This is a genomic window from Afifella sp. H1R, assembly GCF_021462425.1.
Taxonomy (GTDB): domain Bacteria; phylum Pseudomonadota; class Alphaproteobacteria; order Rhizobiales; family Afifellaceae; genus Afifella; species Afifella aestuarii.
In genome coordinates, this window is the sequence record NZ_JAKEDY010000002.1 from 614,752 (window position 1) to 639,002 (window position 24,251).

The 24,251-nt window shown below is 64.0% G+C and carries 25 protein-coding genes and 1 tRNA gene; 6 read left to right on the forward strand and 20 right to left on the reverse strand.

The features are described from left to right. Positions 1 to 15: 15 nt before the first annotated feature. Positions 16 to 993 (reverse strand): iron exporter MbfA, encoded by a 978-nt coding sequence (mbfA, locus tag L0F51_RS14490; protein ID WP_234629894.1) that lies wholly within the window; start codon positions 991 to 993, stop codon positions 16 to 18. A gap of 116 nt (positions 994 to 1,109) precedes the next feature. Between mbfA and L0F51_RS14495 the strand changes: the two genes are divergently transcribed. Beyond that, positions 1,110 to 1,952: a lipo-like protein gene (locus tag L0F51_RS14495; RefSeq protein ID WP_234629895.1), complete on the forward strand. Its 843-nt coding sequence runs from the start codon at positions 1,110 to 1,112 to the stop codon at positions 1,950 to 1,952. 50 nt (positions 1,953 to 2,002) lie between these two features. On the opposite strand, the gene rpoN is transcribed toward L0F51_RS14495, so the two are convergent. From rpoN to L0F51_RS14520, 5 genes are all read right to left on the reverse strand, one after another. Then, positions 2,003 to 3,505: an RNA polymerase factor sigma-54 gene (gene rpoN / locus L0F51_RS14500; RefSeq protein ID WP_234629896.1), complete on the reverse strand. Its 1,503-nt coding sequence runs from the start codon at positions 3,503 to 3,505 to the stop codon at positions 2,003 to 2,005. Positions 3,506 to 3,626: 121 nt separating this feature from the next. After that, positions 3,627 to 4,541 (reverse strand): LPS export ABC transporter ATP-binding protein, encoded by a 915-nt coding sequence (gene lptB, locus L0F51_RS14505; RefSeq protein ID WP_370642416.1) that lies wholly within the window; start codon positions 4,539 to 4,541, stop codon positions 3,627 to 3,629. Between the two features lie 13 nt (positions 4,542 to 4,554). Continuing rightward, positions 4,555 to 5,163 (reverse strand): LptA/OstA family protein, encoded by a 609-nt coding sequence (locus tag L0F51_RS14510; protein ID WP_234629897.1) that lies wholly within the window; start codon positions 5,161 to 5,163, stop codon positions 4,555 to 4,557. A gap of 11 nt (positions 5,164 to 5,174) precedes the next feature. After that, positions 5,175 to 5,894, reverse strand: coding sequence for an LPS export ABC transporter periplasmic protein LptC (gene lptC / locus L0F51_RS14515; RefSeq protein ID WP_234629898.1), 720 nt, complete (start codon positions 5,892 to 5,894; stop codon positions 5,175 to 5,177). A 75-nt stretch (positions 5,895 to 5,969) separates the two neighbouring features. After that, positions 5,970 to 6,584, reverse strand: coding sequence for a ribonuclease D (locus L0F51_RS14520; protein ID WP_234629899.1), 615 nt, complete (start codon positions 6,582 to 6,584; stop codon positions 5,970 to 5,972). Between the two features lie 362 nt (positions 6,585 to 6,946). On the opposite strand from L0F51_RS14520, the gene L0F51_RS14525 reads away from it, so the two are divergent. Next, entirely contained in the window at positions 6,947 to 7,408 is a 462-nt protein-coding gene (locus L0F51_RS14525; RefSeq protein WP_234629900.1) for a GFA family protein, read from the forward strand. Positions 7,409 to 7,451: 43 nt separating this feature from the next. On the opposite strand, the gene L0F51_RS14530 is transcribed toward L0F51_RS14525, so the two are convergent. From L0F51_RS14530 to L0F51_RS14545, 4 genes are all read right to left on the reverse strand, one after another. Further along, on the reverse strand, positions 7,452 to 8,060 hold the full coding sequence (locus L0F51_RS14530; protein ID WP_234629901.1) for a DsbA family protein: 609 nt from the start codon (positions 8,058 to 8,060) through the stop codon (positions 7,452 to 7,454). 1 nt (position 8,061) lies between these two features. Continuing rightward, positions 8,062 to 8,811, reverse strand: coding sequence for a L,D-transpeptidase (locus tag L0F51_RS14535; protein ID WP_234630367.1), 750 nt, complete (start codon positions 8,809 to 8,811; stop codon positions 8,062 to 8,064). A 234-nt stretch (positions 8,812 to 9,045) separates the two neighbouring features. After that, on the reverse strand, positions 9,046 to 11,523 hold the full coding sequence (locus tag L0F51_RS14540) for a plasma-membrane proton-efflux P-type ATPase (protein ID WP_234629902.1): 2,478 nt from the start codon (positions 11,521 to 11,523) through the stop codon (positions 9,046 to 9,048). Between the two features lie 280 nt (positions 11,524 to 11,803). Continuing rightward, positions 11,804 to 12,427 carry a cupin domain-containing protein gene (locus L0F51_RS14545; RefSeq protein WP_234629903.1) on the reverse strand — a complete coding sequence of 208 codons (624 nt, stop codon included), beginning with the start codon at positions 12,425 to 12,427 and terminating at the stop codon, positions 11,804 to 11,806. Between the two features lie 270 nt (positions 12,428 to 12,697). On the opposite strand from L0F51_RS14545, the gene L0F51_RS14550 reads away from it, so the two are divergent. The 4 genes from L0F51_RS14550 to L0F51_RS14565 all read left to right on the forward strand — a co-directional run bounded on the left by L0F51_RS14550 (position 12,698) and on the right by L0F51_RS14565 (position 16,194). Next, positions 12,698 to 13,441, forward strand: a complete 744-nt coding sequence (locus L0F51_RS14550) for a substrate-binding periplasmic protein (RefSeq protein ID WP_370642417.1) — start codon at positions 12,698 to 12,700, stop codon at positions 13,439 to 13,441. Between the two features lie 79 nt (positions 13,442 to 13,520). Next, positions 13,521 to 14,177 (forward strand): amino acid ABC transporter permease, encoded by a 657-nt coding sequence (locus L0F51_RS14555; protein WP_234629904.1) that lies wholly within the window; start codon positions 13,521 to 13,523, stop codon positions 14,175 to 14,177. Next, positions 14,174 to 14,905, forward strand: a complete 732-nt coding sequence (locus L0F51_RS14560; protein ID WP_128290323.1) for an amino acid ABC transporter ATP-binding protein — start codon at positions 14,174 to 14,176, stop codon at positions 14,903 to 14,905. Before L0F51_RS14555 ends, L0F51_RS14560 begins: the two co-directional genes overlap by 4 nt. A 23-nt stretch (positions 14,906 to 14,928) precedes the next feature. Then, a complete protein-coding gene (locus tag L0F51_RS14565) occupies positions 14,929 to 16,194 on the forward strand; it encodes an FAD-binding oxidoreductase (protein WP_234629905.1) in 1,266 nt (421 codons plus the stop codon). Between the two features lie 177 nt (positions 16,195 to 16,371). Here L0F51_RS14565 and L0F51_RS14570 read toward each other — a convergent pair. The 10 genes from L0F51_RS14570 to L0F51_RS14615 form a co-directional block, all read right to left on the reverse strand. Next, positions 16,372 to 16,456 (reverse strand) — tRNA-Leu (locus L0F51_RS14570). Between the two features lie 41 nt (positions 16,457 to 16,497). Continuing rightward, positions 16,498 to 17,577, reverse strand: a complete 1,080-nt coding sequence (locus tag L0F51_RS14575) for a hemolysin family protein (protein WP_234629906.1) — start codon at positions 17,575 to 17,577, stop codon at positions 16,498 to 16,500. Between the two features lie 65 nt (positions 17,578 to 17,642). Next, positions 17,643 to 18,143 carry an rRNA maturation RNase YbeY gene (gene ybeY, locus L0F51_RS14580; protein WP_234629907.1) on the reverse strand — a complete coding sequence of 167 codons (501 nt, stop codon included), beginning with the start codon at positions 18,141 to 18,143 and terminating at the stop codon, positions 17,643 to 17,645. Positions 18,144 to 18,149: 6 nt separating this feature from the next. Continuing rightward, a complete protein-coding gene (locus L0F51_RS14585) occupies positions 18,150 to 19,181 on the reverse strand; it encodes a PhoH family protein (protein ID WP_234629908.1) in 1,032 nt (343 codons plus the stop codon). Continuing rightward, a complete protein-coding gene (gene miaB / locus L0F51_RS14590; RefSeq protein ID WP_234629909.1) occupies positions 19,181 to 20,557 on the reverse strand; it encodes a tRNA (N6-isopentenyl adenosine(37)-C2)-methylthiotransferase MiaB in 1,377 nt (458 codons plus the stop codon). Before miaB ends, L0F51_RS14585 begins: the two co-directional genes overlap by 1 nt. Before the next feature lie 67 nt (positions 20,558 to 20,624). Continuing rightward, complete coding sequence (locus tag L0F51_RS14595) at positions 20,625 to 21,470, reverse strand: 1-acyl-sn-glycerol-3-phosphate acyltransferase (protein ID WP_234629910.1); 846 nt, start codon at positions 21,468 to 21,470, stop codon at positions 20,625 to 20,627. Positions 21,471 to 21,601: 131 nt separating this feature from the next. Then, entirely contained in the window at positions 21,602 to 22,081 is a 480-nt protein-coding gene (locus L0F51_RS14600; protein WP_128290330.1) for a GNAT family N-acetyltransferase, read from the reverse strand. Beyond that, a complete protein-coding gene (gene tsaB, locus L0F51_RS14605; protein WP_234629911.1) occupies positions 22,078 to 22,797 on the reverse strand; it encodes a tRNA (adenosine(37)-N6)-threonylcarbamoyltransferase complex dimerization subunit type 1 TsaB in 720 nt (239 codons plus the stop codon). The genes L0F51_RS14600 and tsaB overlap by 4 nt, the downstream gene beginning before the upstream one ends. Positions 22,798 to 22,860: 63 nt before the next feature. Next, a complete protein-coding gene (locus L0F51_RS14610; protein WP_128290332.1) occupies positions 22,861 to 23,415 on the reverse strand; it encodes a NifU family protein in 555 nt (184 codons plus the stop codon). A 141-nt stretch (positions 23,416 to 23,556) separates the two neighbouring features. Further along, positions 23,557 to 24,222 (reverse strand): O-methyltransferase, encoded by a 666-nt coding sequence (locus tag L0F51_RS14615; protein WP_234629912.1) that lies wholly within the window; start codon positions 24,220 to 24,222, stop codon positions 23,557 to 23,559. Between the last annotated feature and the right edge of the window lie 29 nt (positions 24,223 to 24,251).

Sequence of the window (24,251 nt, forward strand, 5' to 3'; positions counted from 1 at the left end):
CCGGACCGGCTTGGCTCAAGCGTTGCCGATCAGAATACCCGCGGCAAAGACGAGAGAACCACCCAAGATCACCTGCATGGCAGCCCGCCAGAAGGGCGTGTCCATCCAGCGCTGCTGGATCCAGGCGATCGCCCACAATTCCGCGATCACGATCGCAAAAGCGAGCGTCGTCGCCGTCCAGAAATGCGGGATGAGGTAGGGAAGCGCATGGCCGAGCCCGCCGATCGCCGTCATCACGCCCGACGAAATGCCCCGCTTCAGCGGGGATCCCCGACCGGTCAGCGCGCCGTCGTCGCTCGCCGCCTCGGTAAAGCCCATCGAGATGCCGGCGCCGATCGCAGCGGCAAGACCGACGAGAAAGGTCTGCGAGGTGTCATGGGTGGCAAAGGCGGCGGCAAAGATCGGCGCGAGCGTCGAGACCGAGCCGTCCATCAGCCCGGCAAGGCCTGGCTGCACATAGGTCAGGAGAAAACGGCGATGGGCCGCCCGGTCTTCTTCGGAGCGCGCCTCGGCCGGCAGATATTCCGCCTCCAACCGCTCTGCGGTGGCGATGTGGTGGCCTTCGGCGACGGCAAGATCTCCGAGGAGCTTGCGCGTCTCCGCATGGGCCGTGCGCGCAGCCGCCTTCTGATAGAAATTGCGCGCTTCCTCTTCCATCGCAGCCGCTTCGCTGCGGATCCGGTCGAGACTCAAATTGGCGACGAGCCAGACCGGTCGCCGGCGCATGAAGCCCGCCACATGCTCGCGGCGGATGAGGGGGATCGTGTCCCCGAACGCCGCCCGGAAATGATCGATGAGCAGGCGCCTGTGGCCGTCCTCTTCCTTGCTCATCGCAGCAAACATCGCCGCCGTCCGCGGAAATTCGTCTTTCAGACGTTCCGCATAGGTGCTGTAGATCTGGCTGTCCTCCTCCTCGGCAGAGATGGCGAGGGCCAGTATCTCCTTCTCTCCGAGCTCGGAGAAGCGAAGGCGGCGCTGCATATTGATCAGCATGGGGATCCTTTCATCCGCTCCATGGCGCGCAATCGTCGCAGGCGCAAGGGCGCCAGTCGCCGCAAGTTCAAGAGCCTCTTGACCAAGCCGGTCCGGATACTTCTTGTTGGCAGGGCATGACGCAGCAAGCTGATACCTTTCTGGAGCGCACGGGGCACGTCCTCGCAGGCTGGCTGCGCACCGAAACGCGCGACTACGAACCCTTCGCGCCCTTCGACGCGGTGGCGCTGCGCAAAGTCTTGAAACCCGGCGACATCATCCTCGTCGAAGGGCGAGAGTATATTTCCCAGGTCATCAAATACCTGACGACTTCGACCTGGTCGCATTCCGCCCTTTATGTCGGCGATATCCCCGGCAAAACGGAAGTGGACGGCGAACCGCACTGCCTCATCGAGGTCGATGTCGGAGAAGGTTGCATCTCCCTGCCCTTGTCGCGCTACGACACCTACAACATTCGCATCTGCCGACCGGTCGGGCTCTCATCCGCCGATCGCGAGGAGGTGACGCGCTTCATGATTTCGAAGATCGGCCTCTCCTACGACATGAAGAACATCTTCGACCTGTTGCGCTATTTCTTTCCCCTGCCGCTGCCGGCGAGATGGCGGCGCCGGGCGATCGCCTTCGGATCGGGCGATCCGACGCGCGCAATCTGTTCCTCGCTGATCGCGGAGGCTTATCAGCGTGTGCATTATCCCATCCTGCCGATCATCCGCACGGAAGAGAGGCACCGCTGGGGCATGGGCGCGAGGCGGCGCGAGATCTATTTCATCCGCCATCATTCGCTGTTCGCACCACGCGATTTCGACCTCTCGCCCTATTTCGCCATCGTCAAGCCGACGCTCGAAAGAGGCTTCAAATACAAGAAGATCGTCTGGGGCGAGGGCGACCCGCCTCCGCAGGAGCACGAGGTGGTGACGGCGACGGAAAAGGCCGTCGAAGAGGCCACGGCGCAGGGCTAAAGCGCGTCATCGCGTGACGACGGCATTCTGCCATAGCGCCATCATCCCTTTCAGGATGCGAGTTTCTGGCGCTGCATGCGGCGGCGATTGACGGATGAGGGAATGCCCATCGCTTCGCGGTATTTGGCAACCGTGCGGCGGGCGATGACGATGCCCTCGTCTTTCAGGACCGCCACGATCTGATCGTCGGAAAGGACGCGATCGCCTTCGCCCGCGACGAGGACGCGAATGCGCTGGCGCACCGCCTCGGCAGAATGGGAATCGCCGCCATCCGTCGCAGCAAGCGCGACGGAGAAGAAGGCTTTGAGCGGAAAGATGCCGCGCGGCGTCGCCATCGCCTTGTTGGCCACGGCGCGGCTCACCGTCGATTCGTGCATGCCGATCTCGTCGGCCACCATGCGCAGCGTCAAAGGCTTGAGATAGGCCGCGCCGTCATGCAGAAAACGATCCTGCCAGCGTACGATTTCCGCCGATACGGCAAGCAGCGTGCGGGCGCGCTGATCGAGGCTCTTTTCGAGCCAGGTCGCCTTCTGCAGGCATTCGGAGAGAAACTTTTCCGTCGCCTGGTCGCGGCGGCGACCTTTGACTTCCGTATGGTAGCGGCGATCGATGAGAAGCCGCGGCAGAACCGCATCGTTGAGATCGATCAGCCAGGCGCCCTCCGGTCCCGGCCTGACGACGATGTCCGGCACCAGAAGCGCCACGGGATCGCTCAGATAGCGCAGGCCCGGTTTCGGATCGAGCGCCCTCACCTCGGCGATCATCTCGATCATGTCTTCCATATCGACGCCGCAGGCGTTGCACAAAGCGGCTCGGCTGCCCGAGGCGAGAAGCTCCAGATTGTCGATGAGCGCGGCCATCGCCGGGTCGCAACGATCGAATTCGGCCAACTGGATCTTCAGGCATTCCTTGAGCGAACGGGCGAAGACGCCGGCCGGCTCGAATCCCTGGCAGCGAGAGAGAACGCGCAGCACGTCTTCCAAGGCCACGTCGAGGTTCGCCGCGAGCATCTCGGGCTCGGCACGCAGATACCCGGCCTCGTCGATCTCACCCAGGAGCGTGAGCGCGATCATGCGCTCCGCGGCGTCGGAGAAGGCCGCATCGATCTGCTGCTCGAGAACCGCAAGAAGCGTGGGCGTGGACGCGGCGTAGCTGTCTTCGTCCGGGAATTCGGAGGCGTCGCTTCTGCCGGCACGGCCGAAATCACTCGACCCGGAAAGACTGCGATCATCGTCTGGGTAAAGATCTTCGCGGGCGACGTCGGCGTCGCTGACGGACGCGGCGGCCGTTTCTGCAGTGAGCTCGCCGCCCGCATTCTCCGCGGCGGACGCCTCTTGCGTTTCCGCAGCGCCCTCGGATGCGCCATCTCCCGCATCGGTACTCCCCTCACCGCTCTCGTCACGCGAAAGCAGCGGGTTTTCCTCGATCTCGCGGTCGATGAAGTCTTCGAGCTCCGGCGCCGACATCTGCAGGAGCCGGATCGCCTGCATGAGCTGCGGCGTGATGACCAGTGACTGCGACTGCCTGAGCTGAAGTCTCGCCGACATGTTCATCGTTGACGCCCCACGCCTTGGGGCCAGACGCCAACACCCTGCCGATGACCTTCAAATGACCTTCAGAGGAGGCAGCTGGCCCGTTCCTTGCAGGGAAAGCTTAACCGGCTTTTGGAGCGTGTCAAAGCCGGAAGTGCTCGCCCAGGTAAACGCGTCGCACCTCTGGATTGGCCACGATCGCGTCAGGGCTTCCTTCCGTCAAAACCTCGCCGGAATGGATGATATAGGCGCGATCGATGAGCCCCAGCGTCTCACGCACATTGTGGTCGGTGATGAGCACGCCGATGCCGCGCGAGGTGAGATGGCGCACCAGCGACTGAATGTCGCCGACCGCGATCGGATCGATGCCGGCGAAGGGTTCATCCAGCAACATGAAGGCCGGACGGCTCGCCAGCGCGCGCGCAATCTCGCAGCGTCGGCGTTCGCCGCCGGAGAGCGCGATCGCGGGCGATTTGCGCAGATGCCCGATATGGAATTCTTCGAGTAAGGAATCGAGCTCCTGCCGCCGCTTCTTGCGGTTGGGCTCGACCAGTTCGAGGATGGCAAGGATATTGTCTTCCACGCTGAGGCCACGGAAGATCGACGCTTCCTGAGGCAGATAGCCGATGCCCAGGCGCGCGCGCCGATACATCGGCAGGCGCGTCACGTCGTAACCCTCGAGCTCGATGCGGCCGCCTTCCGCACGGATCAGGCCGGTGATCATATAAAAGACCGTCGTCTTGCCGGCGCCGTTCGGCCCGAGGAGCCCGACGGCTTCTCCCTGGCGCACGGCGAGAGACACGTCCTTCACGACCGTGCGTCCCTTGAACGACCGCCTGAGCCCGCTCGCAACGAGCCAGCCGCTGCGATCGAGGGCCTCGGAGCCTCCGGTTTCCTCGCCGGCCATGCCGGTGTGGCTGTCGAAATCGTTTTCTTCTGCGGTCGAGGCAGCCCCGTCGTCCGGGAGGGAGGACTCGCGCGACAGGCCCGAAAGACCTCGTCGCGAGCCCCCCTCAGCCTCGGTTTCGGCGGGGGCGCCATTCGCGGCGCGGCGCATCAGCATTGCTCCGTTACTGTCCGCTTTGACCGGAAGAACCCGGCGCGAGGATTGTCTGCACGCGCCCGCCCTGCATCTGCGCCTGCTTGGTCTTCAAATTGACGACGAGCTTTTCCCCGCGCAGCACGTTGTCGTCCTCCGTCAGGACGACATTGCCGTAGAGCGTGACCATGTCGGTCGCCATTTCGAAGTCCGCCCGGTCGCCCGTCGCGGTACGATTATCGGAGGTGACGAGGACGCCGCCTTCCGCCTCGATCCGGGTGATGGAAGAGCCCGGCGTTGCGGAGGCGTTCGAGGCGGCCTTGCCGCCGTTTCCGCCACTCTCCCCTTTGTTCGCTCCGTTACCCCCGCCATTGAGGCTTTCGCTGGGATTGCCGGAGTAATGAACCGTCAGTTTGGCCGTCTCCAGCACGGTTTCGGCCTGGCGCACTTTCACATTGCCGCTGTAGATCGCGACCTTGTCATTGTCGCGCACCTCCAGACGATCGGCTTCCACCAAAATCGGATCGTTGGAGCTCGAGGAGAAACCGGAAAACGTTTCCCCGAAATCCTGCGCCTGCGCTGTCGCCGCCAAGGGCAGCACACACAACGCGGCGAGAAGCGCCATAAGCCGCAAAGACATCAGCAAAGACCTCAATTGACGGCCGCCGCTTGGCCACGTTTCGGCGGCATGATGCGCGTGCGCACATCACCTTGGATCATGATGCGCGTGCGCACATCACCTTGGATAATGATGCGCTGACCGCCGTCGGTGGCGTCGATCGAATTCCCGGTGGTTTCACTGTCGTGATAGGTGATCGAGACGGGGTTGTCGGATTTGAGCGTGCCGCTCTTGGTGTCGATCTGTGCGCCGGTCAGCGTCAGACCGTAACCGTCGGCGGAATCGACGACAATGTTGCCGCCCATCTGCAGATCGCCCTTGGCATTGTCGAAATCCGCCGTGACGGCGTCGATCGCCACCGGCCCGCGGCCGGGCGAATTGATGTGCGCGGTGATGTTTTCCAGCGTCACGGCGTCGGGCGAGGTGAATTTCTGGATGGCACGATCGGCTTCCAGACGGAATTCGCGGTCATAGCGATCGAAGCCCGTGAGCTTCGGATTGTCCATGATGATGGCGTTCTTGGCGATCGTCGTCTTGGCGATCGAGAGGTCGAACTGCTCGTCGCTCGAAAACTGCCCGACCAGCGCAAGGACTGCGATGCCTGCAACACCACCTGCCGGCAGAAAGACGCGCAGAAACCGCACGAAGGCCGAATGACGCTTCGCCTTGCGGAAAGCCTTGTCGCGCGCAGAAAGCCGGGCACGCCCGAAAATCTGCGGCTGCGCCGTCGCGGTTGCTGTCGCAGCTGCCATCAACTCACCTTCTGGTGTCGGGGTCGCCACACTTCATGCCGTCCAACATGGTGATTTTTGGGCGGACGCCAACCTTTAGGCATGCGCGAAGATATCCGAATCCTCCCAGCCGAGCAAATCGAGCTCGGCGCGCACAGGCACGAAGCGGAAGCAGGCTTCGGCGAGTTCCAAGCGATGCTCGCGGGTCAGCCTTTCGACGAGAACCTCGCGCATGGCGTGGAGATGGAGAACGTCGGCGGCCGCATATTGCAGCTGCGCTTCACTCAGCGTGTCGGCCCCCCAATCGGAGCTCTGCTGCTGCTTCGACAATTCGAGACCGAGAAGCTCGCGCGCCAGATCCTTGAGACCATGGCGGTCGGTGTAGGTGCGTACGAGTTTGGAGGCGATCTTCGTGCACCAGATCGGGGTCGTGATCACGCCGAAGGCGTAGCGCAAGGCCGCCACGTCGAAGCGAGCGTAATGAAAGATCTTGGTGCGCTCCGGATCGGCCATCAGTGCCGTCAGGTTCGGCGCCTCGTCCTGCCCTTGCGCGATGCGCACCACATCGGCGGTGCCGTCGCCCGGCGAAAGCTGCACGACACAGAGCCGGTCGCGGCCTGGCCGCAGCCCCATCGTCTCGGTGTCGATCGCGACGAATTCGCGGTAATTGGAAAGATCCGGCAGATCGCCTTCGTGAAAGCGGATGGTCATGTCTTAGCCTCTTCGTTGGCAAAGCTCCTGACATGATCTGCGCCCCCCGACAATGGGTGACGGTCGCGTCGCCCGCCCGGGCGGCGCCCGGAACGGACGCCACAAAACAGCCCACTCCTTCTGCCCCACTCTCCATTGCCGTTCTGCTGGTATCATGGTCCCGGCGGATTTTCCCGCGCCTTGATGCTTTTCAGCGCGGCTCCTGCCATCGTCATTGCAGACGATCTGAAATCAGCGAGGCCGGCCGGTGCAGGAAGCCGATTGCAGGAAGAGGGGGCTCACAGCCACAGCCCTCTCCTGCACCCGACCGACCCTTGCTCTTGCCCTCCGACCCTCTCAACAACCCTTGAAAGGCACCGTGTATGACTGCGACCGAATGGAAAACGCGCCAAGGCTCCTGTCGCTGCGGCAGGTTGCGCTTCGAAATCACTTCACCTCCGCTCGTCACGGCGGCGTGCCATTGCAAGGGATGCCAGCGGATGAGTGCGAGCGCTTTTTCCCTGAGCGTGGCGGTGCCCGGAGGCGGATTCCGACTTCTCTCTGGCGAACCGGTCATCGGCGGCGCGCAGGAAATGGAAGGGCTCATCCATTCATTCTGCGGTCACTGCATGAGCTGGGTGTTCACGCGCTTTCCCGACGTGATGGGCGACGTCGTCAACGTTCGCAGCACGATGCTCGAGGACACCAGCGATCTGGAACCCTTTATTGAAACCTGCACGGCCGAAAAGCTCGACTGGGTCACAACGCCGGCAAAGCACAGCTTCGCCCATTTTCCGTCGCCCGAGGAGTTTCCGGCGCTGATCGACGAGTTCAGCAGGCGCTGAGCCTCTCTCCCACCGATCGCAGAAACGTCCGTTTGAAAAAGCCTCAGCCGCGGGCTTTGGCAAACGCCTCCAGCAGCGCCTTCTCGTCCATCACGCCCGGATAAAGCGTCGTCTCGGCGACGAAGGCCGGGGTGCCCGGAAAGCCGAAGGCTTCGGCCTGATGCGAATTGCGCATGATGAGCGCGTCGATCTCGCCTTTGCGGTCACGATAAGCACTGCGGAGCGCATCCACATCGAGCCCGGCTTTCTCAAGCGTCGTCTCGACCGCCTGCCGGGTGAGTGCGCCCTTCGTGTTCAAAAGCGCTTCCTGGGCATGGGCGTATCCGCCGCTCGGCACGGCCGCGAGAACGAGATGCGACGCATAGACGGAGGCCTCGCCGAAGATCGGCCAGTCCTTCATGACGAGGCGCACCTTGCCGTCCTTTTCGACCGCCCGCATCACCTCGTCATGACTGCCTTTGCAGGCCGGGCATTGGTAGTCGAAGTACTCAACCAGCGTCACATCGCCATCTGAATTGCCCCGCACCGGAGCGGTCGGATCGGAGAGAACTTCCTCGACTGTCAGTCCCGTCTGCGCCGGCGCGACGCCCGGAAGCAGGGCAAAGCCGGCCGCGCCCGCGGCCAGCGTCATGAAATGGCGGCGATCCAGCATGTCAGCTCAGCCCTCCGGTCGAAGCCGCGCCCGTCAGGGGTCCGGCAGCCATGGGGCCATCCGGCACCGTGCCCTGACCGGATTGCGAACGATCCAGCACGACGACGCGCGACCCCGGGGGGACGCGGCTGGCGAGATCGATGATGTCCTGGTTGAACAGCCGGATGCAACCGGAGGAGACGGCCTTGCCGATCGACCAGGGCTCGTTCGTCCCGTGAATACGGTAGAGCGTATCGCGACCGTTCTTATAAAGGTAAAGCGCCCGCGCCCCGAGCGGATTGGAAATGCCGCCGTCGAGACCGTCGGCGACCTTGCCGTATCTCTCAGGCTCGCGCTTGATCATCGCCTGTGTCGGCGTCCAGCGCGGCCACTCGGCCTTGCGGGCGATTTCCGCCTTGCCGGCAAATTCCATGCCCGAGCGGGCGACGCCGACGCCGTAGCGCATGGCCTTACCGTTCTCCATCACGAGATAGAGGAAGCGTTCGTAAGGATCGACGACGATGGTGCCGGCCGGATAAGGCGAATTGTAATCGACGATCTGGCGCAGATAGCGCGGATCGACTTTCGACACGTCGATGCCCTGGACGTTCCAGCCGTCATCCTGAACCGGCCCATACATGCGAACATAACTCGGATCCACGCGCGGCCCTTCAGGCTGAACGGGGCGGGTCGTCGTGCAAGCGGCCAACGCCAAGGCAAGCGCAGCAGCGGCCGGAAGCCGCACGGCCACCCCGCGGCTTTTCTCAAACATCCAGTGCGGCAATTCTTTCTCCTTCTTGCGCCTTCGGCCGGCAGGGCCCCGCTTTCAAAAAAACGGAGCAGGCCGTGGTGGCCGGCGGGCCGCGCGCCCCGCGCGGATGGCCACCGTTTCAAGGCGAAGATGTGACCAAACCGGCATTTGTCGAGAGAGATCACATTCTTATCACTGCAAGTAAGAGTGAGCGAGGCGGGTGTGCAACACTTGCCGCCCCGTTCAGCGGCTCGTTCAACGCCCGGCGAGGCGACCTTCCGTCCGCGCCAGATGGCTCGTCTGATGTTCAGCCTTCATGTCGAGGGCGCGACGCAGGGCGATCGCGATCGCGCTCTCGATCGGGAGCCAGGCGAGCGCATAGGCCCAGACGCCAAGCGCATAGGTCCAGCCGATCGGCGCAACGAAGATACCGTAGACGGCGACGAGCGTTCCGAGGATCTGCGTCGCCTCCGTCGTCAGGAACAGCCTCAGGCTCGGGAAAGGCCTCGACCAGAACCAGCGCTGGTTGCGCGTGACGTAGAGCGTCAGGTGGCCGGCGACGAGAAGCTTCAGGAAGATCACCGTCTGGATGACCTCGCGCGGCAGATGCATGACGGTGTCGACGTACCAGAAGAGCAGGAAGGTTTCGGCCACGCCCAGAAGACCGAGGCAGCTCGCGATGGTGAGGACACGCGGCATGTTCCAGCGCACCGGCTTTTCGGCAACATTGGCGTTGTCGTAGGCGATCATCATGATCGGGAAGTCGTTGAGGACCGCCAGAAGCACGATCATGACGGCCGTCACCGGATAAAAATCGAAGATCAGGATCGACAGGCTCATGAACAAGAGGACCCGGATCGTCTCGGCGATGCGGAAGGTGGCGTAACTCGTCATCCGTTCGAAGATGCGTCGGGCCTCTTCGATCGCCGAGGCGATGACGCCAAGCCCGGAACTCGTCAGCACGACATCGGCGGCGGCACGCGCCGCATCCGTCGCCCCGCTCACCGCGATGCCGGCGTCGGCCTGTTTCAAGGCGGGGGCATCGTTCACGCCGTCCCCCGTCATCGCCACGATATGACCGCGATCCTGCAAGGCGCGCACGATCTTGAACTTGTGCTCGGGCAGGACGCGCGCGACGCCATCGGCCTGTTCGATGCGGTCGCCGACCTCGCCATCGCTGCCGTCGGCGAAGACGGCGTCGGCCGAGCGGATGTTGCGGCGGAGCCCGAGCTTGCCCGCGATCTGGCGGGCGATCGCCTCGTGATCGCCGGTGATCATCTTGACGGCAAGGCCCATCCGCCCGGTCTCGGCGATGGTCGCGGCCGCGTCCTCACGGGGCGGATCGAAAATCGAGACGAGACCGAGGAACTGCCAGGCATCGCCCTCGCGGCGCGCCACGCCGAGGGCGCGGTAGCCCTCTTCTGCGAGGCGGGCGACCTCCGCCTCGATGCGCGCCCGGCTCTCCGCAGGTGGTGCAGCGAGATCGAGGATGACCTGGGGCGCGCCTTTGGAGAAGGCGACTTTTCGATCACCTAAGGTCGTCTCCACCATGGTGCGCTTCGACACCGGGTCGAAGGGCGTGAAATCACCGGTCACATAGCCCGCATCGGCAGGCGCGCCTTCGGCGGCGAGCACCGCCTTGTCGATCGGATCGGGGTCGTTGGCGTTGCTTGCGAGCTGCGCGGCGAGGACGACGTCGGCCACCTCCACCCCCTGTTCGGGGAGGATGTCGGCGACAGTCAGCGCGTTCATCGTCAAGGTACCGGTCTTGTCGACGCACAGAACATCGACACCGGCCAATTCCTCGATCGCGACGAGGCGCGAGACGATCGCCTTCATGCGGGCGAGCTTTTCCGCACCGACCGCCATCGTCACAGACAGGACCGTCGGCAGAGCGACCGGGATCGCCGCGACCGTCAGAATGAGCGAGAATTGCACGGTTTCCCAGAAGGGCGTGCCGCGGAAGACGGCCACGAGCACGATGATGGCAACGAGCGCGAGCGTCGTCAGGATCAGGAAATTGCCGATGGAGAGCACGGCGCGCTGAAAGTGCGAGCGCGTCTCGGCGGAGGCGACGAGCTGCGCCGTCTTGCCAAAATACGTGTTCATGCCGGTCGCGGTCACAACGCCGGTCATCTCACCGAGTTTCACGACGGAGCCGGAATAGGCGGTGTCGCCCGCGGCCTTGTCGACGGGCAGGGATTCACCCGTCAGAGCCGCCTCGTCGGCGCTCAGATAATCGCCGGCGACGAGCCGGATGTCGGCGGGCGTGACATTGCCGATGCGCAAAAGCACGACATCGCCCGGCACCAGATCCTTCGCGGGCAGCGTCTGCCAGGTGCCGTCACGCAAGACGCGGGCGGTGAGTGCCAGGCTCTCCTTCAAAAGCTCGATAGCGTTGCCGGCCTTGCGCTCCTGCCAGAAATCCACGGCCGCGTTGACGAGAAGCATGGTGACGATGATGGCGAAATCGGCCCAGTCACCGAGCGCTGCGGAGAGGATTGCAGCCGCCTCGATCATCCACGGGATCGGCGCCCAGAAATAGCGCATGAGACGCTGGAGAGGGCTCGTCTTCTCTTCGCTGATGGCGTTTTCGCCGAACTTCGCCAGCCGCTCCTGGGCCGTCTCGCTCGTCAGGCCGGTTTTGAGATCGGTCTCCGGCAGGGGCGCCTCAGCCGGCGTCGCACCCTCCGGCAATTCTTGAGGGGGCTGTGGGGCCGTTTTATCGTTCATATCTTCGATCCTCCGCCAGATCACGACCAGGGGAACAGCGCTGCGCGCCCCGCCGTATCCGCGTCATCTCCTGTGATGAAGGATCCTCCTTAACGTCTGACTGCACCGACCCGCCGAAGGTGAATTCGGCGATCGCCGGTGGTGCGGCTTATGCTGCCGCAGCGTCACCAACGCCTCAGAAAAGGCGATCTTGTGGAGACAAAATTAAGTTCGCGAAAGATTTGGCCGAGAGGGCGTCGCTTCCGCGCGGAGCGCGGGCTGGTGGCCGGGCTTCGTCCCCTCACCAGACCGGCGGCGTGGTGACCCAGAGAATGCGCGTCCTCGCCTCTGCGAGGTTGCGGAAGCGGTGCGGCAGTCGGCTTTCGAAGGCGAAGGCATCGCCCTCCTTCAAACGGTAGACGCTGCCGTCGACGAAGAGCTCCAGGCGGCCTTCGAGTACGACGCCCGTCTCTTCGCCATCGTGGCTGTAGGCTTCCTCGCCCGAGCCGCCGCCAGGCTCCAGGACGATCTCCATCATCTGGAGCGTGCCTTCTTCGTTCGTCGTCAGGAAGGATTTGATCATGCCCTTGGCGCCGAAATCCACCTGCCGGCGTTCGGCCGCACGAACGATGCGCCGGGCTTCGAGTTCGGACTTCGCCTCCATGTCGCCGAAGAGCGTGAAGACCGGCATGTCGAGCACGTTGCAAATCGCCCTCAGCGCCCGCACGGAAGGCGAAGAAATGCCCCGCTCGATCTGACTCAAGAGACCGACCGAGATTCCGGCGCCGTCAGCGACCTGCTTCAGCGAAAGACCGCGGCTGCGGCGGGCTTCGCGGACCGCCGAGCCGAGCGAACGGTCCTCTTCCCCCGGCTCTTTGTCGAGTTCCTGGACGGCCAGGGCTTCGCGCGGGTTCGAACCCATCATCCGTACGCTCTCTTTTTCATCACCATGAACACAATATGGGATTTCTGCTTTCTGGGAAACCGTTCGGCAGCGAGCTTCGCCATTCCAGCTCCTCGAAGCCAAGGAACACGCCGACCTCTGCCACAAAATCATTCAATTCGCGGGTTTGCGCGTTTATCGAATTTCATGATAATGAACGTATGCGCGTTTTCCTGACGCGTCCGATCGCCAAGCCTCGCTCAGTTGCGGCGCTTTTATCGATCACAGCGGAAGAAATAAATGGGGAATTTCATGGATATGAAACACGTCGCCTCGCTCGCCTTCGGTCTCGCGATGGCGTTTGCAGCCCCTGCCTATGCCGAATCCGTCAATGTCGGCGTCACCACGACAGGCGTTCCCTTCACCTTCGTCGACACGGCCAGCCAAGAGCCGACGGGCGCGATGGTCGATCTCGCCAAGGCCATCACGGCGGATATCGGCGACGAGGCCGAGTTCAAGGTGGTGGCGTTTTCCGCACTGATCCCCGCACTTTCCAGCGGCAAGATCGACCTCATCTCGGCCGGCATGTTCGCCACCGACGAGCGCAAGAAGGTGGTCGACTTCTCCACCCCCGTCTATTCCTACGGCGACGCCATGTTCGTCGCGGCAGACGATACGACGGACTACACCCTCAATGATCTGAAGGGGGAGACGGTCGGCGCGCAGATCGGCACGACCTTTGCCGACAAGCTTCAGGCTCTCGGCACCTTCGGCGAGGTGAAGCTCTACGATTCCATCGCCGACATCATGCGCGACGTGAAGCTCGGACGCATCAAGGCGGGCTTCGGCGACAAGCCGATCGTCGCCTATCAGGTCTCCCAAAAGCCGGAGCTCGGCGTGCGCCTCGTGGAGGGCTACGAGCCCATGCAGAAGGGCGATGTCGCTGTGGCCGTCTCCAAGGAAAATCCCGCCCTTCTGGAAAAGGTCAATGGAGCGATCGCGAAGCTGAAGGAGAGCGGCGAGCTCGACAAGATCTTCGCCAAATACGGCCTGTGAGAGAGGCTTTCGAACGTCGCGGTATGATCCTTCTCATGCGTGAGGCAGCCTTCGGGCCGCCTCACCGGCGAGGTCTCGCATGAGCGACTTTTTCGTCAGTGCGCAAACCTACCTGCCCATCCTCCTCAAAGGCATGTGGCTGACGATTTCCGTCACGCTCCTGTCGCTGGCGCTTGCCACCGCGCTCGGGCTGGTCTGGGCGTTGTTTCGCACCTCGGGCCTCCGCTGGCTTTCCATCTCGACACGCATCGTGGTGGAATTCGTGCGCGGCATCCCGATCCTGGTCGTCCTCTTCTACATCTATTTCGTGATGCCGGAATTCGGCCTCGACCTCACCGCCTTCCAGGCGGGCGTGGCGGGCCTCGCGCTCACCTATTCCTGCTATATCGGCGAGACGTTCCGGGCGGGCATCGAGGCCGTCGACCGGGGCCAGGTGGAGGCCGCCAAATCGATCGGCATGAAGACGCCCTTGATGATGCGGCGGGTGGTGCTGCCGCAGGCCTTCAAGATCGTGGTGCCGCCCTATGCCAACAACATGGTGATGCTTCTGAAGGATTCCTCGCAGGTGTCGGTGATTTCGGTCGCCGAGCTCACCATGCAGGGCAAGATGCTCGCCTCTTCCACCTTCGACAACATGACCGTCTTCACGCTCGTCGCACTTCTCTATCTGTGCCTGACGGTCCCGCTCAATTTCGCCATGCGCTATGTCGAGGTGAAGATGGGACCGGCGCGATGATCAAGCTCGAAAACGTCCATAAGAGCTTCGGCGACCATGAAGTCCTGAAGGGCGTCGACGCGGAGATCGACAAGGGGCAGGTCGTGTGCCTGATCGGCCCGTCGGGTTCCGGCAAATCGACGCTTTTGCGCTGCATCAACGGGCTCGAAACCTACCAGGCCGGCCGGATCAGCATCGACGACGAGACCGTCGACGTCACCGCGCCTTCGATCCACGATCTGCGCACGCGCGTCTCCATGGTCTTCCAGCGCTTCAATCTTTTCCCGCACAGGACGGCGATCGAGAACGTCATGGAAGGGCCGCGCTACGTCCTGAAGCAGGACAAGGCGGCGGTGCGGGAGAAGGCGGAGCGGCTGTTGACGCGGGTCGGGCTCGCCGACAAGCTCAACGCCTATCCCGCTGCCCTTTCCGGCGGCCAGCAGCAGCGCGTGGCGATTGCCCGGGCGCTCGCCATGGAGCCAGAGGCGATCCTCTTCGACGAGCCGACCTCGGCGCTCGATCCCGAAATGGTCGGAGAAGTCCTGCAGGTGATGCGGGCGCTGGCGGAAGAGCACATGACCATGCTCGTCGTCACGCACGAGATCCTGTTTGCGCGCGAGGTCGCAGATCGCGTGCTTTTCCTGGACGGTGGCCGCATCGTCGAGGAAGGTGCGGCCGATGAGGTGCTGCGGCAGCCGAAGAACGAACGCACCCAGGATTTTCTACGCCGCGTCACCCATCCGGTTTGATCATCGAACCTTCGGACACTGCCATGTCAGAACATGTCGCTTCTCTTTGGGCCGCCACCGCCACGCCGGCGCCGGACACACTGCCGCTCATCGGCGAGGTCAGTGCGGATGTCGCCGTCATCGGCGCGGGCTTTACGGGTCTTTCCACCGCGCTCAGGCTCGCCGAAGGCGGCGCCAAGGTCGTCGTCATCGACGCATACGAGCCGGGCTTCGGCGCGAGCGGGCGCAATGGCGGCCAGGTGATCCCCGGCCTCAAATACGATCCCGAGACGCTCGACAAACTCTACGGCGAGGCCACGACGGAGTTTGCCGGACGCACGGCGGACACGACGTTCGCGCTCATCGCCAAACACGGCATCGCCTGCGATGCCGCCCAGCACGGCTGGATCCAGGCCTCGCTCAAAGAGAGCCACCTGCCGCTCCTGCGCACCCGCATGGAAGAGTGGCAGCGGCGCGGAGCGCCGGTGGACATGCTCGACGCCGCTGGCATGGCGGAAAAGACCGGCAGCGCGCGCTTCGCCGGCGGCTGGATCGACCGCCGCGCCGGGCGCCTGCACCCGCTCAAATACGCCCGCGGGCTTGCCAAAGCGGCGATCGCGGCCGGCGTGCGCGTGTGCGGCGACAGCGAGGCGCGTTCGCTCACACGCACGGAGAGCGGCTGGATGATTGCGGTCGGCTCAAGGGGCAAGCTCCGCGCCAATGAGGTGGTCGTGGCGACCAACGGCTATACCGGCAGCCTGTGGCCCAAGCTGAAGGCGACGGTGGTGCCGGCCATCAGCATCCAGATCGCCACCAGACCGCTTCCCGAGGACCTTCTCGCCAAAATCTTGCCCGAGCGCAGCGTCGTCTCAGACAGCCGGCGCATCGCCAATTATTTCCGCATCGGCCCGGAGAACCGCTTCATGATCGGCGGGCGCGGCCCCTTCGGCACCCCGGAAGTGCCAGGCCATTACCGCCGGCTGATTGCGGCCGTGCACACGCTCTACCCGCAGACGCGGGAGCTCGCGATCGACTATTTCTGGGCCGGACGCGTGGCGATGACGCGCGATCACCTTCCGCACGTGCATCAGCCGGCGCCCAATCTCACCATGGCACTCGGCTACAACGGCCGCGGCGTCGGGCTTGCGACCTCGCTCGGCCAGGCGATCGGCGCGCATCTTCTCGACCGCTCAGCACCCCTGCCGCTGAAGCTCACCGACATCACGCCTTTGCCGGCGCACGGCCTGCACCCGATCTACGCCACGGCGATGATCAACTATTACCGGCTGAGAGATTTTTTCGAGAAGTAGGGCGACAACTTTCGGCGCCCGTTCGCGAGGATGGGCGCCAAGCGTCTCCGCCAAACCTGAAGCCACGCACCCAAGCCGCGCTCACGCCCGCGAAGGGCGGCAAAAGCATAAAAATGTCGTTGGAAGAACGCTTTTGCGGGGTGCCGGCGCGCCTCAATCGGCGCGCCTCCCGAAATGTGGTGCCCAGGAGAGGACTCGAACCTCCACGCCTTGCGGCACACGGACCTGAACCGTGCGCGTCTACCAATTCCGCCACCTGGGCTCGGGAGCGGGCACCCCCTTAAGCCCTGCCGAGGGGTGAAGTCAATCGGAAGTGTCGCTTGATGACGGACTTTCCGTCGCGCGCGGCTTATCGGCAATCTGAAGGGCCGGCGGGGCACCCGACGGGGCCGGCAAAGCGGGGTCTGCGGCCTGGCGGCTCTTCACCCTTTGCACCAGCCGTCCCTTGCGCCGCTCGCGGATCCTGACCCGCTTGATTCGGCGCGGATCGGCCTCCAGGATCTCGATCTCGAAACCGTCGAGCGCATTGACGATCTCGCCCCGGACCGGGATGCGACCAAGCAGCGTATAGATGAGCCCGCCCACGGTCTCGACCTCCTCGCCGAGCTCGCCCATCTGGAAGGCCGGGCCGATCACGTCGGCCAGCTCGTCGAGTTCGGCACGGGCATCGGCGACGAAGACGCCTTCCGCCACCTTGGCGATATCGGCATCTTCCTCGTCGTCGTGCTCGTCTTCGATTTCGCCGACGATGGTTTCCACGAGATCCTCGAGCGAAACGAGACCGTCGGTGCCGCCATATTCGTCGATGACGAGCGCCATCTGGGTGCGTCCTGCCTGCATCCGCTCCAGGAGCATCCGCGCCGGCATGGAAGGCGGCACGAAGAGGATGGGGCGGATGATGCCGGACGAGCGCAGCGGCTGGCTGAGATCGACGGGCGAGAAATCCAGAGAGGCAGAGAAGCGAAAGCGGCGTTCCGTCTCCTCCTCGGCCGCAGCCATGCTTTCAGGCTGCTCCAGATCCTTGCGCGCATGCTCCAGCATCCAGCCCACGACGTCTTTCAGATGGACCATGCCCATCGGATCATCGAGCGTTTCGCGATAGACGGGCAGGCGCGAATGCCCGGCCTCCTTGAAGGCCATCAGGACGGTCGCGAGCGGCACGTCATGGTCGACCGCGTCGATATCGGCACGCGGCACCATGACATCGTCGACGCGCATATCCCCGAGCTTGAGGACGGCGCGCAGCATGGCGCGCTCTTCCGGCGCGAAGGCTGCTCCGTCGACTTCGTCGGCGGCGAGCACATGCTCGATTTCGGATCGCGCCGAACCGTTCGACTTGCCGCCGATCAGGACCTTGAAAGTCGCGCGCAGGCGATCTCCCACACTTTCGGGCGTAGATTCAGAGACATCGTAAGAAAGTCCCGCAGGACTTCGAGATCGGTCGTCGTTCATGATCCTGGGACCGGAAAGGCAGCATCGGCCTGACGATAGGGATCGGCAATGCCGAGCCGGGCCAGCGCGTCCTTCTCCAGCGTTTCCATCTCCTCTGCTTCACTGTCTATTTGGTGATCATGGCCCAGCAGATGCAAGCAGCCATGCACCAGTAAATGGGCGAAATGGTCGAGAAAAGCTTTCTTCTGCTCTTCGGCTTCACGCTCGATCGTCTCAAAAGCAAAGACGATGTCGCCCAAAAGGGGCCCCGGCGGCTGCGGATAGGACAAGACGTTCGTCGGCTTGTCCTTGCCGCGCCAGTCACGATTGAGGCGCGCGATCGTCGCATCGTCGGTCAGGACGATGCTGAGTTCGACAGGCTCAAGGACACCTTGCGGAGGCGTCCAGCCGGCCACGGCAAGGGCCGCGTCGACGGCCTTGTCCATCAACCGGTCGAGCTCGTCCTGCGAAGGCCAGGCCTCCGTCTCGCGAATCACGTCGATCGCAACGGCAGACATGTGTCCTCAGAGCTCGCCCTTGGAGACGGCACGGCTTTGCTTGTCATAGGCGTCGACGATGCGCTGCACGAGAGCGTGGCGCACCACGTCCTCCGCGCCGAAGCGCACGATCTCGATGCCTTCCACGCCGTTGAGGATGCGCGTCGCTTCCATGAGGCCGGAAATGTCGCCTTCCCTGAGATCGATCTGCGTCGGATCGCCCGTCACCACCATTTTCGACCCCTCGCCGAGACGGGTCAAAAACATCTTCATCTGCATGGCGGTGGTGTTCTGCGCCTCGTCGAGAATGACGACGGCATGGGCGAGCGTGCGCCCGCGCATGAAAGCGAGCGGCGCGATCTCGATCGTGCCGGAGGCTAAAAGCCGCTCCACTTTGTCGGCGGCCATCATGTCATAGAGGGCGTCGTACAGAGGCCGGAGATAGGGATCGACCTTCTCGCGCATGTCACCCGGCAGAAAGCCGAGCCGCTCGCCGGCTTCGACGGCCGGGCGCGACAGGATGATGCGTTCGATGTCGCCGCGCTCCAGAAGGGCGGCGGCGAAGGCGACCGCGAGATAGGTCTTGCCGGTGCCGGCCGGACCGATGCCGAAGATGAGCTCGCAGCGGTCCATCGCACGAATATACGTGTCCTGGCGCGGCGTGCGGGCGGTGACGGAGCGCTTGCGCGTGCCGATCTGAGCAAGCTGCACGCGCGAGCCCGTCTCCAGGCTCGGCAGCGACCATTGTGCGCCCGGCGTGTCGGCCATGCGGATCGCACCCTCCACGTCGCCCTGAAGCACGTCATGGCCTTCCAGGAGGCGCTGATAGAGCGTGTTGAGGATGGCGCGCGCCTGACGCAGCTCGTCCGGCTCACCGATCAGGCGCACGACATTGCCGCGGGCGACGGCTTCGACGCCGATCCGCCGCTCGATCAGGGCAAGGTTCTGGTCGTATTCGCCGAAAAGAGCACTCGCCAGACGGTTGTCGTCGAAGACGAGTTCGATCTCTTCCGAAGTCGCGGATCTTTCCCGCTTCGGCCGCGGACGCGACACTGCCATCAGGCGGAAAGCCTTTCCAATGGGGGGCTCATCAGGCTGGCGAAAAGAGAGTTGGCGCCGATCTCATCCACCTTCACGGAGACGATCTCGCCAATGAGATGCGCCGGCGCATCGACATGCACGGCCTGGAGGAACGGCGAGCGGCCGACGAGCTGGCCTGGACGCCTGCCGGGCTTTTCCAGGAGCACATCGATCACCCTGCCCTGCATGGCCGCATTGAAGCGCGTCTGCTGCTCGCTCAAAAGCGCCTGAAGGCGCTGCAGACGTTCCGACTTCACGGCTTCGTCGAGCTGCTCACGCTCGGCCGCCGGCGTGCCGGGACGCGGCGAATATTTGAAGGAATAGGCCGAGGCGTAGCCGACGCGGGCGACGAGATCCATCGTGGCGGCGAAATCGTCCTCGCTCTCGCCCGGAAAGCCGACAATGAAATCGCCCGACAGAGCAAGATCGGGGCGCGCTTCACGCAGCCGGTCGACGAGACGGAAATACTCCTCGCGCCCATGACGGCGGTTCATGGCGGCCAGGATCTTGTCGGAGCCCGACTGCACGGGAAGATGCAGATACGGCATGAGCTTGTCGCAGTCGCGGTGGGCGGCGATCAGATCGTCGGCCATGTCGCGCGGATGCGAGGTCGTGTAGCGGATGCGCTCCAGCCCCTCGATGTCCGCCAGCTCCAGCACGAGACGGGCAAGCGACCAGTCGGACCCGTCCTCGGCCTCGCCGTGATAGGCGTTGACGTTCTGGCCGAGGAGCATGATCTCGCGCACGCCGGAGCCGACGAGGCGCCGCGCTTCGGCGAGGATCTTGGCGACCGGACGGGAGAATTCGCCGCCGCGCGTATAAGGCACGACGCAGAAGGTGCAGAACTTGTCACAGCCTTCCTGCACCGTGAGGAACGCCGCCGGATTGGCCGCAAGCCCGGGACGGGCGCGCGCTCGCGACGGAATATGGTCGAATTTGTCTTCCGCCGGGAATTCGGTTTCCACCGCCGCGCCGCCTTCACGGGCGCGCGCAAGCGCGGCACCGAGACGATGGTAGCTCTGCGGGCCGACGACGACATCGACGATCGGCGCGCGCCGGATGATCTCCTTACCCTCGGCCTGCGCCACACAGCCGGCGATGGCGATCTCCACGCGCCGGCCTTCCTCCTTCGCCGCCTCTTTCAAGGGGCGCAGGCGGCCGACCTCGGAATAGACCTTTTCGGCGGCCTTTTCGCGGATATGGCAGGTGTTCAGGACAATAAGATCGGCGTCTTCCGCCGTCTCGACAGCATCATAGCCGTCACGTGCCAGCACGTCCGTCATACGATCGGAATCGTAGACGTTCATCTGACATCCGTACGTCTTGATGAAAACTTTGCGTCTCGCCGTGTTCATGAAAAACGGCGCGTGCTCCTCGCCAAGCGCATCATATACCAGCTTTAACCGAATTGAGCCGCGCTCGCTAGGCCCTTTCAGGCTCAGGTTCAAGCGATATTTCTTCGGCCATGCGCATCACTTTTTGGGGATCGCGGCCGGCATTGAGCTCGGCCACCACCTCTTTGACGAGCGCACCCGCCGCGCGGGTGACGCGCTTGCGGTCGCCGTCGCGCGCGATCGTTACGGGTGGCAGGAAGGCGACATGCACGTCGACCGCGCCCTGTGACATCAAGCGGCTCAGATGCGGCAGGAGATCCATACCGCCATACCAGGCGACCCAATGCCGGTGCTGGCGACCGAAAGGCATGCCGAGCATGCGGGTATAGGCTATCGCCACCGGCTGCAGCGTGACGGGCCGGCCGTCCGAAAAACTGCGCTGGGCGGCCCCGACGATGGCAGAGCGAAAGGCGAGCACCTTGTTGCCGTCGGACGACGTGCCTTCGGGAAAAAGCACCATGACATCGCCCGCGACGAGGCGCGCAGCGATTTCATCGGCCGCTTTGCCGGTCTGATGGCGCCTATCCCGGTCGATGAAGACGGAGCGCTGCAATTTGGCGAAAAGGCCGAAAAGCGGCCAGTCGGCCACCTCCTTCTTGGCGATGAACGAGACCGGGGCGATCGCGCTCAAGACCGGGATATCGAGCCAGGAGATGTGATTGGCGAGGAGAAGCAGCGGGCGTTCGCCGGCGATCTTCCCATGCACGAAAAGGTGGATATCGAAGAGGCGCAGAACAAAGCGGTGCCAGTACAGCGGCACGATCTTCGCCCAACGGCCACCGAGCCAGAGGCCCAGCGCCTGCGCCGGGATGGCAAAAGGCAGAGACAGGAGGAAGAGAAAGGCCGCCACGGCAAGCCGGAGATGTGCAAACATCCGAGCCTTACCCTGCGATCGGCGCCGGCACGGCGCGCACCAGGCGGAACGAGAGACCGCCGCAACGGCAGGCACTCGCAGGATGCGGGCAACGCGGCGTGTCTTGCATGGGCTTGTCTCCGGTGCTGCGGCTAGAGGAGATCCCGGCGCATGACAAGCGCCGGCAGGCGGGTCTGATCATCGCGGGCATAATAGGCCGGCCTTTTGCCGACCTCCTCGAAGCCGAGCTTGCGGTAGAGCGAGACGGCGGCCGCGTTGCCGGCCTCCACCTCCAGATGCAGCGTCGCCACCCGCTCGTGGTAGAGCCGGCGCATCGTCTCTTCGACGAGCCTCTGGGCGATGCCGCGCCGCCGATAGGCGTTCAGGACGGCAAGCGTCAGCACCTCCGAATCGTCCGCTGCCTGACGATAAAGGATGAAGCCGGCCGGCGCCCGACGCGTCACGCGACCGGTATGGAACGCCACCAGCGCCTTCACGCCATTCTGAGACAGGAAGGACGCGAAGTCGCCATCGGTCCAGGCGTGACGGAAGGCGTCGGCGTGGATGCGGGCGAGAATCGGGCTGTCCTCGGACGTCGCCTCGCGCAGGGTGATCTCGGTGCGGGGAATCATGATGTCTTAAGGCGCCGTCTCAGGGATTTGTCCGTCTGCGGTTTGGCGTCGGGAGGACGCAGATAAAGCGGTGCGGGCGGGCTCAGCGCATGCCCTGAAAGGGCAAGACGGGCGACCATGGCGATGTCGGCGGAGGGACGCGCATCGGCGACGATTGCGGGAAGACCGTCGGCTGCGAGCATCCCCGCAATACCATTGGCGCCCGCGCCGCAAAGCACGAGCCCCTCGAACGCATAGGGCGCAAGAAAGGCGGCCGCCTCGTCCTGCACCTCCCGTTGCGAGGCGATGATCTCCTCTCGGGAGGAAATCTCTTCCATGCGCAGGAAGACGTTGCCGCGGCCGGCATCAAGGATCGCTGCGACGAGACCCGCCGCACGATGCGCGGCCTCGCCGTGGCGCACGCCCTCGCACAGCGCCTCGAGGACATCGACGCCGAGGGCAGGGATTTGCAGTGCGAGCGCAAGCCCGCGGGCGGCCGCAACGCCGATGCGGATGCCGGTGAAGGAGCCCGGGCCGAGCGTGGTCGCAACCGCCGTCAGATCGGAATAATCGACGGAAGCGTCAGCCAGGCATTCCTCGATCAAGGGGAAAAGCCGCTCGGCGTGACCGCGGCCGATCTCCACCTCGCGGCGGGCATGACAATTGATCTTGCCGTCTTCGAGGGTCGCGAGCGCGACGGCGCAAAAAGGTCCGGCAGTGTCGAGGGCGAGAAGCATCACCCCCGCTCTACTCACGGGGGCAATCGCTGTCGAGATGAAGAAAGCGAAGGGCTGACCCGATCAGACCGGGCGCACCTCCTGAACGTCCGGCACGAAATGACGCAAAAGGTTCTCGATGCCGTGCTTCAAGGTCGCCGTCGACGACGGACAGCCGGCGCAGGCGCCGCGCATGTTGAGAAACACGACGCCGTTCTTGAAGCCCTTGAAGGTGATGTCGCCACCGTCATTGGCGACGGCCGGGCGCACGCGCGTCTCGATCAATTCCTTGATCATGCCGACCGTCTCACTGTCGGCATTGTCGAAGAATTCGTCGCCGTCTTCTTCCTCATGCGCGTCGGCGAGCACCGGCTCGCCGGAGAGGTAATGCTCCATGATGGCGCCAAGGACGGCCGGCTTCATGTGCTGCCATTCCGCATCGTCCTTGGTGACGGTGATGAAATCCTGGCCGAGGAAGACGCCGGCGACGCCGTCCACGGCGAAGATCCGTTCCGCCAAAGGCGAAGATGCGGCTTCTTCCGCTGTGCGGAAATCGCGCGTATCGGCCGGCAGCACGTCCCGCCCGGGCAGGAATTTCAGCGTTGCTGGGTTGGGCGTTTCTTCGGTCTGGATGAACATCGAAACCTCATCGCACGCGACAAATTGCGCGCTTTCACATCGTGGACCGGAGATGGACCCGGCGCCCCGCTTCGTCAAGGGCGGCGCGACCGGTGCCATCTTCCGGCAAACCTCTGACCCACCTGCCGAAGCGCCAGCCCGTCAGACAACGAGGGCGAGAACGAAGCCGTCCCATCCCTTGGCACCCACGGTCTGGATCGCCGTCGCGGAGAGGCGCGGCTCATCACCGATCATCTCCAGGAATCGGCGTGTGCCGACGACACCCGGCTCGGAGGATTGCGGGTCTCTCACCTTCCCGTCGCGCACGACATTGTCGCCGAGGATGACGGTGCCGGACCGCGAGAGCTTCAGCGCCCATTCCAGATAGGCCGGGTTGTTCGGCTTATCTGCGTCGATGAAGATGAAATCAAATGGTCCCTCCCCGTCCTCGACGAGGCGCGGCAGCGTCTCGAGCGCCGGGGCGACACGGATCTCGACCTTCTCCGCCAGCCCTGCCCTCGCGATATTGCCGCGCGCCACCACCGCATGCTCTTCCGCCGCTTCGAGGCTCACGAGACGGCCATCGTCCGGCAGGGCACGGGCCAGCCAGATCGTCGAATAGCCGCCGAGCGTGCCGATTTCGAGAATACGTTTTGCCCTCGCCATGCGGGCGAGAAGGTGAAGAAGTTTGCCCTGAGCCGGGGAGACATCGATCGCCGGGAGGCCGGCCGCCTCGTTGGCGGCGAGCGCCGCCTGAAGCGCGTCATCCGACCCCACGACGGTCGCTTCGAGATAGCTGTCGACCGCCTGCCATTCCTTTGTCGTCATCGTCGTCTCCCGCTCGGCCGTCAGACTAT

Coding starts and splice junctions, on each gene's coding strand:
- L0F51_RS14595 (WP_234629910.1), bottom strand. CDS start 21,470: ATGTTTGCACATCTCCGGCTTGCCGTGGCGGCCTTTCTCTTCCTCCTG.
- mbfA (WP_234629894.1), bottom strand. CDS start 993: ATGCTGATCAATATGCAGCGCCGCCTTCGCTTCTCCGAGCTCGGAGAG.
- L0F51_RS14510 (WP_234629897.1), bottom strand. CDS start 5,163: ATGTCTTTGCGGCTTATGGCGCTTCTCGCCGCGTTGTGTGTGCTGCCC.
- L0F51_RS14530 (WP_234629901.1), bottom strand. CDS start 8,060: ATGCTGGATCGCCGCCATTTCATGACGCTGGCCGCGGGCGCGGCCGGC.
- L0F51_RS14545 (WP_234629903.1), bottom strand. CDS start 12,427: ATGATGGGTTCGAACCCGCGCGAAGCCCTGGCCGTCCAGGAACTCGAC.
- tsaB (WP_234629911.1), bottom strand. CDS start 22,797: ATGCTTCTCGCCCTCGACACTGCCGGACCTTTTTGCGCCGTCGCGCTC.
- L0F51_RS14615 (WP_234629912.1), bottom strand. CDS start 24,222: ATGACGACAAAGGAATGGCAGGCGGTCGACAGCTATCTCGAAGCGACC.
- lptB (WP_370642416.1), bottom strand. CDS start 4,541: ATGCGCCGCGCCGCGAATGGCGCCCCCGCCGAAACCGAGGCTGAGGGG.
- L0F51_RS14555 (WP_234629904.1), top strand. CDS start 13,521: ATGAGCGACTTTTTCGTCAGTGCGCAAACCTACCTGCCCATCCTCCTC.
- L0F51_RS14535 (WP_234630367.1), bottom strand. CDS start 8,811: ATGTTTGAGAAAAGCCGCGGGGTGGCCGTGCGGCTTCCGGCCGCTGCT.
- L0F51_RS14540 (WP_234629902.1), bottom strand. CDS start 11,523: ATGAACGATAAAACGGCCCCACAGCCCCCTCAAGAATTGCCGGAGGGT.
- L0F51_RS14565 (WP_234629905.1), top strand. CDS start 14,929: ATGTCAGAACATGTCGCTTCTCTTTGGGCCGCCACCGCCACGCCGGCG.
- L0F51_RS14600 (WP_128290330.1), bottom strand. CDS start 22,081: ATGATTCCCCGCACCGAGATCACCCTGCGCGAGGCGACGTCCGAGGAC.
- L0F51_RS14525 (WP_234629900.1), top strand. CDS start 6,947: ATGACTGCGACCGAATGGAAAACGCGCCAAGGCTCCTGTCGCTGCGGC.
- L0F51_RS14495 (WP_234629895.1), top strand. CDS start 1,110: ATGACGCAGCAAGCTGATACCTTTCTGGAGCGCACGGGGCACGTCCTC.
- miaB (WP_234629909.1), bottom strand. CDS start 20,557: ATGAACACGGCGAGACGCAAAGTTTTCATCAAGACGTACGGATGTCAG.
- lptC (WP_234629898.1), bottom strand. CDS start 5,894: ATGGCAGCTGCGACAGCAACCGCGACGGCGCAGCCGCAGATTTTCGGG.
- L0F51_RS14550 (WP_370642417.1), top strand. CDS start 12,698: ATGGATATGAAACACGTCGCCTCGCTCGCCTTCGGTCTCGCGATGGCG.
- L0F51_RS14585 (WP_234629908.1), bottom strand. CDS start 19,181: ATGGCAGTGTCGCGTCCGCGGCCGAAGCGGGAAAGATCCGCGACTTCG.
- L0F51_RS14520 (WP_234629899.1), bottom strand. CDS start 6,584: ATGACCATCCGCTTTCACGAAGGCGATCTGCCGGATCTTTCCAATTAC.
- L0F51_RS14610 (WP_128290332.1), bottom strand. CDS start 23,415: ATGTTCATCCAGACCGAAGAAACGCCCAACCCAGCAACGCTGAAATTC.
- L0F51_RS14560 (WP_128290323.1), top strand. CDS start 14,174: ATGATCAAGCTCGAAAACGTCCATAAGAGCTTCGGCGACCATGAAGTC.
- rpoN (WP_234629896.1), bottom strand. CDS start 3,505: ATGAACATGTCGGCGAGACTTCAGCTCAGGCAGTCGCAGTCACTGGTC.
- ybeY (WP_234629907.1), bottom strand. CDS start 18,143: ATGTCTGCCGTTGCGATCGACGTGATTCGCGAGACGGAGGCCTGGCCT.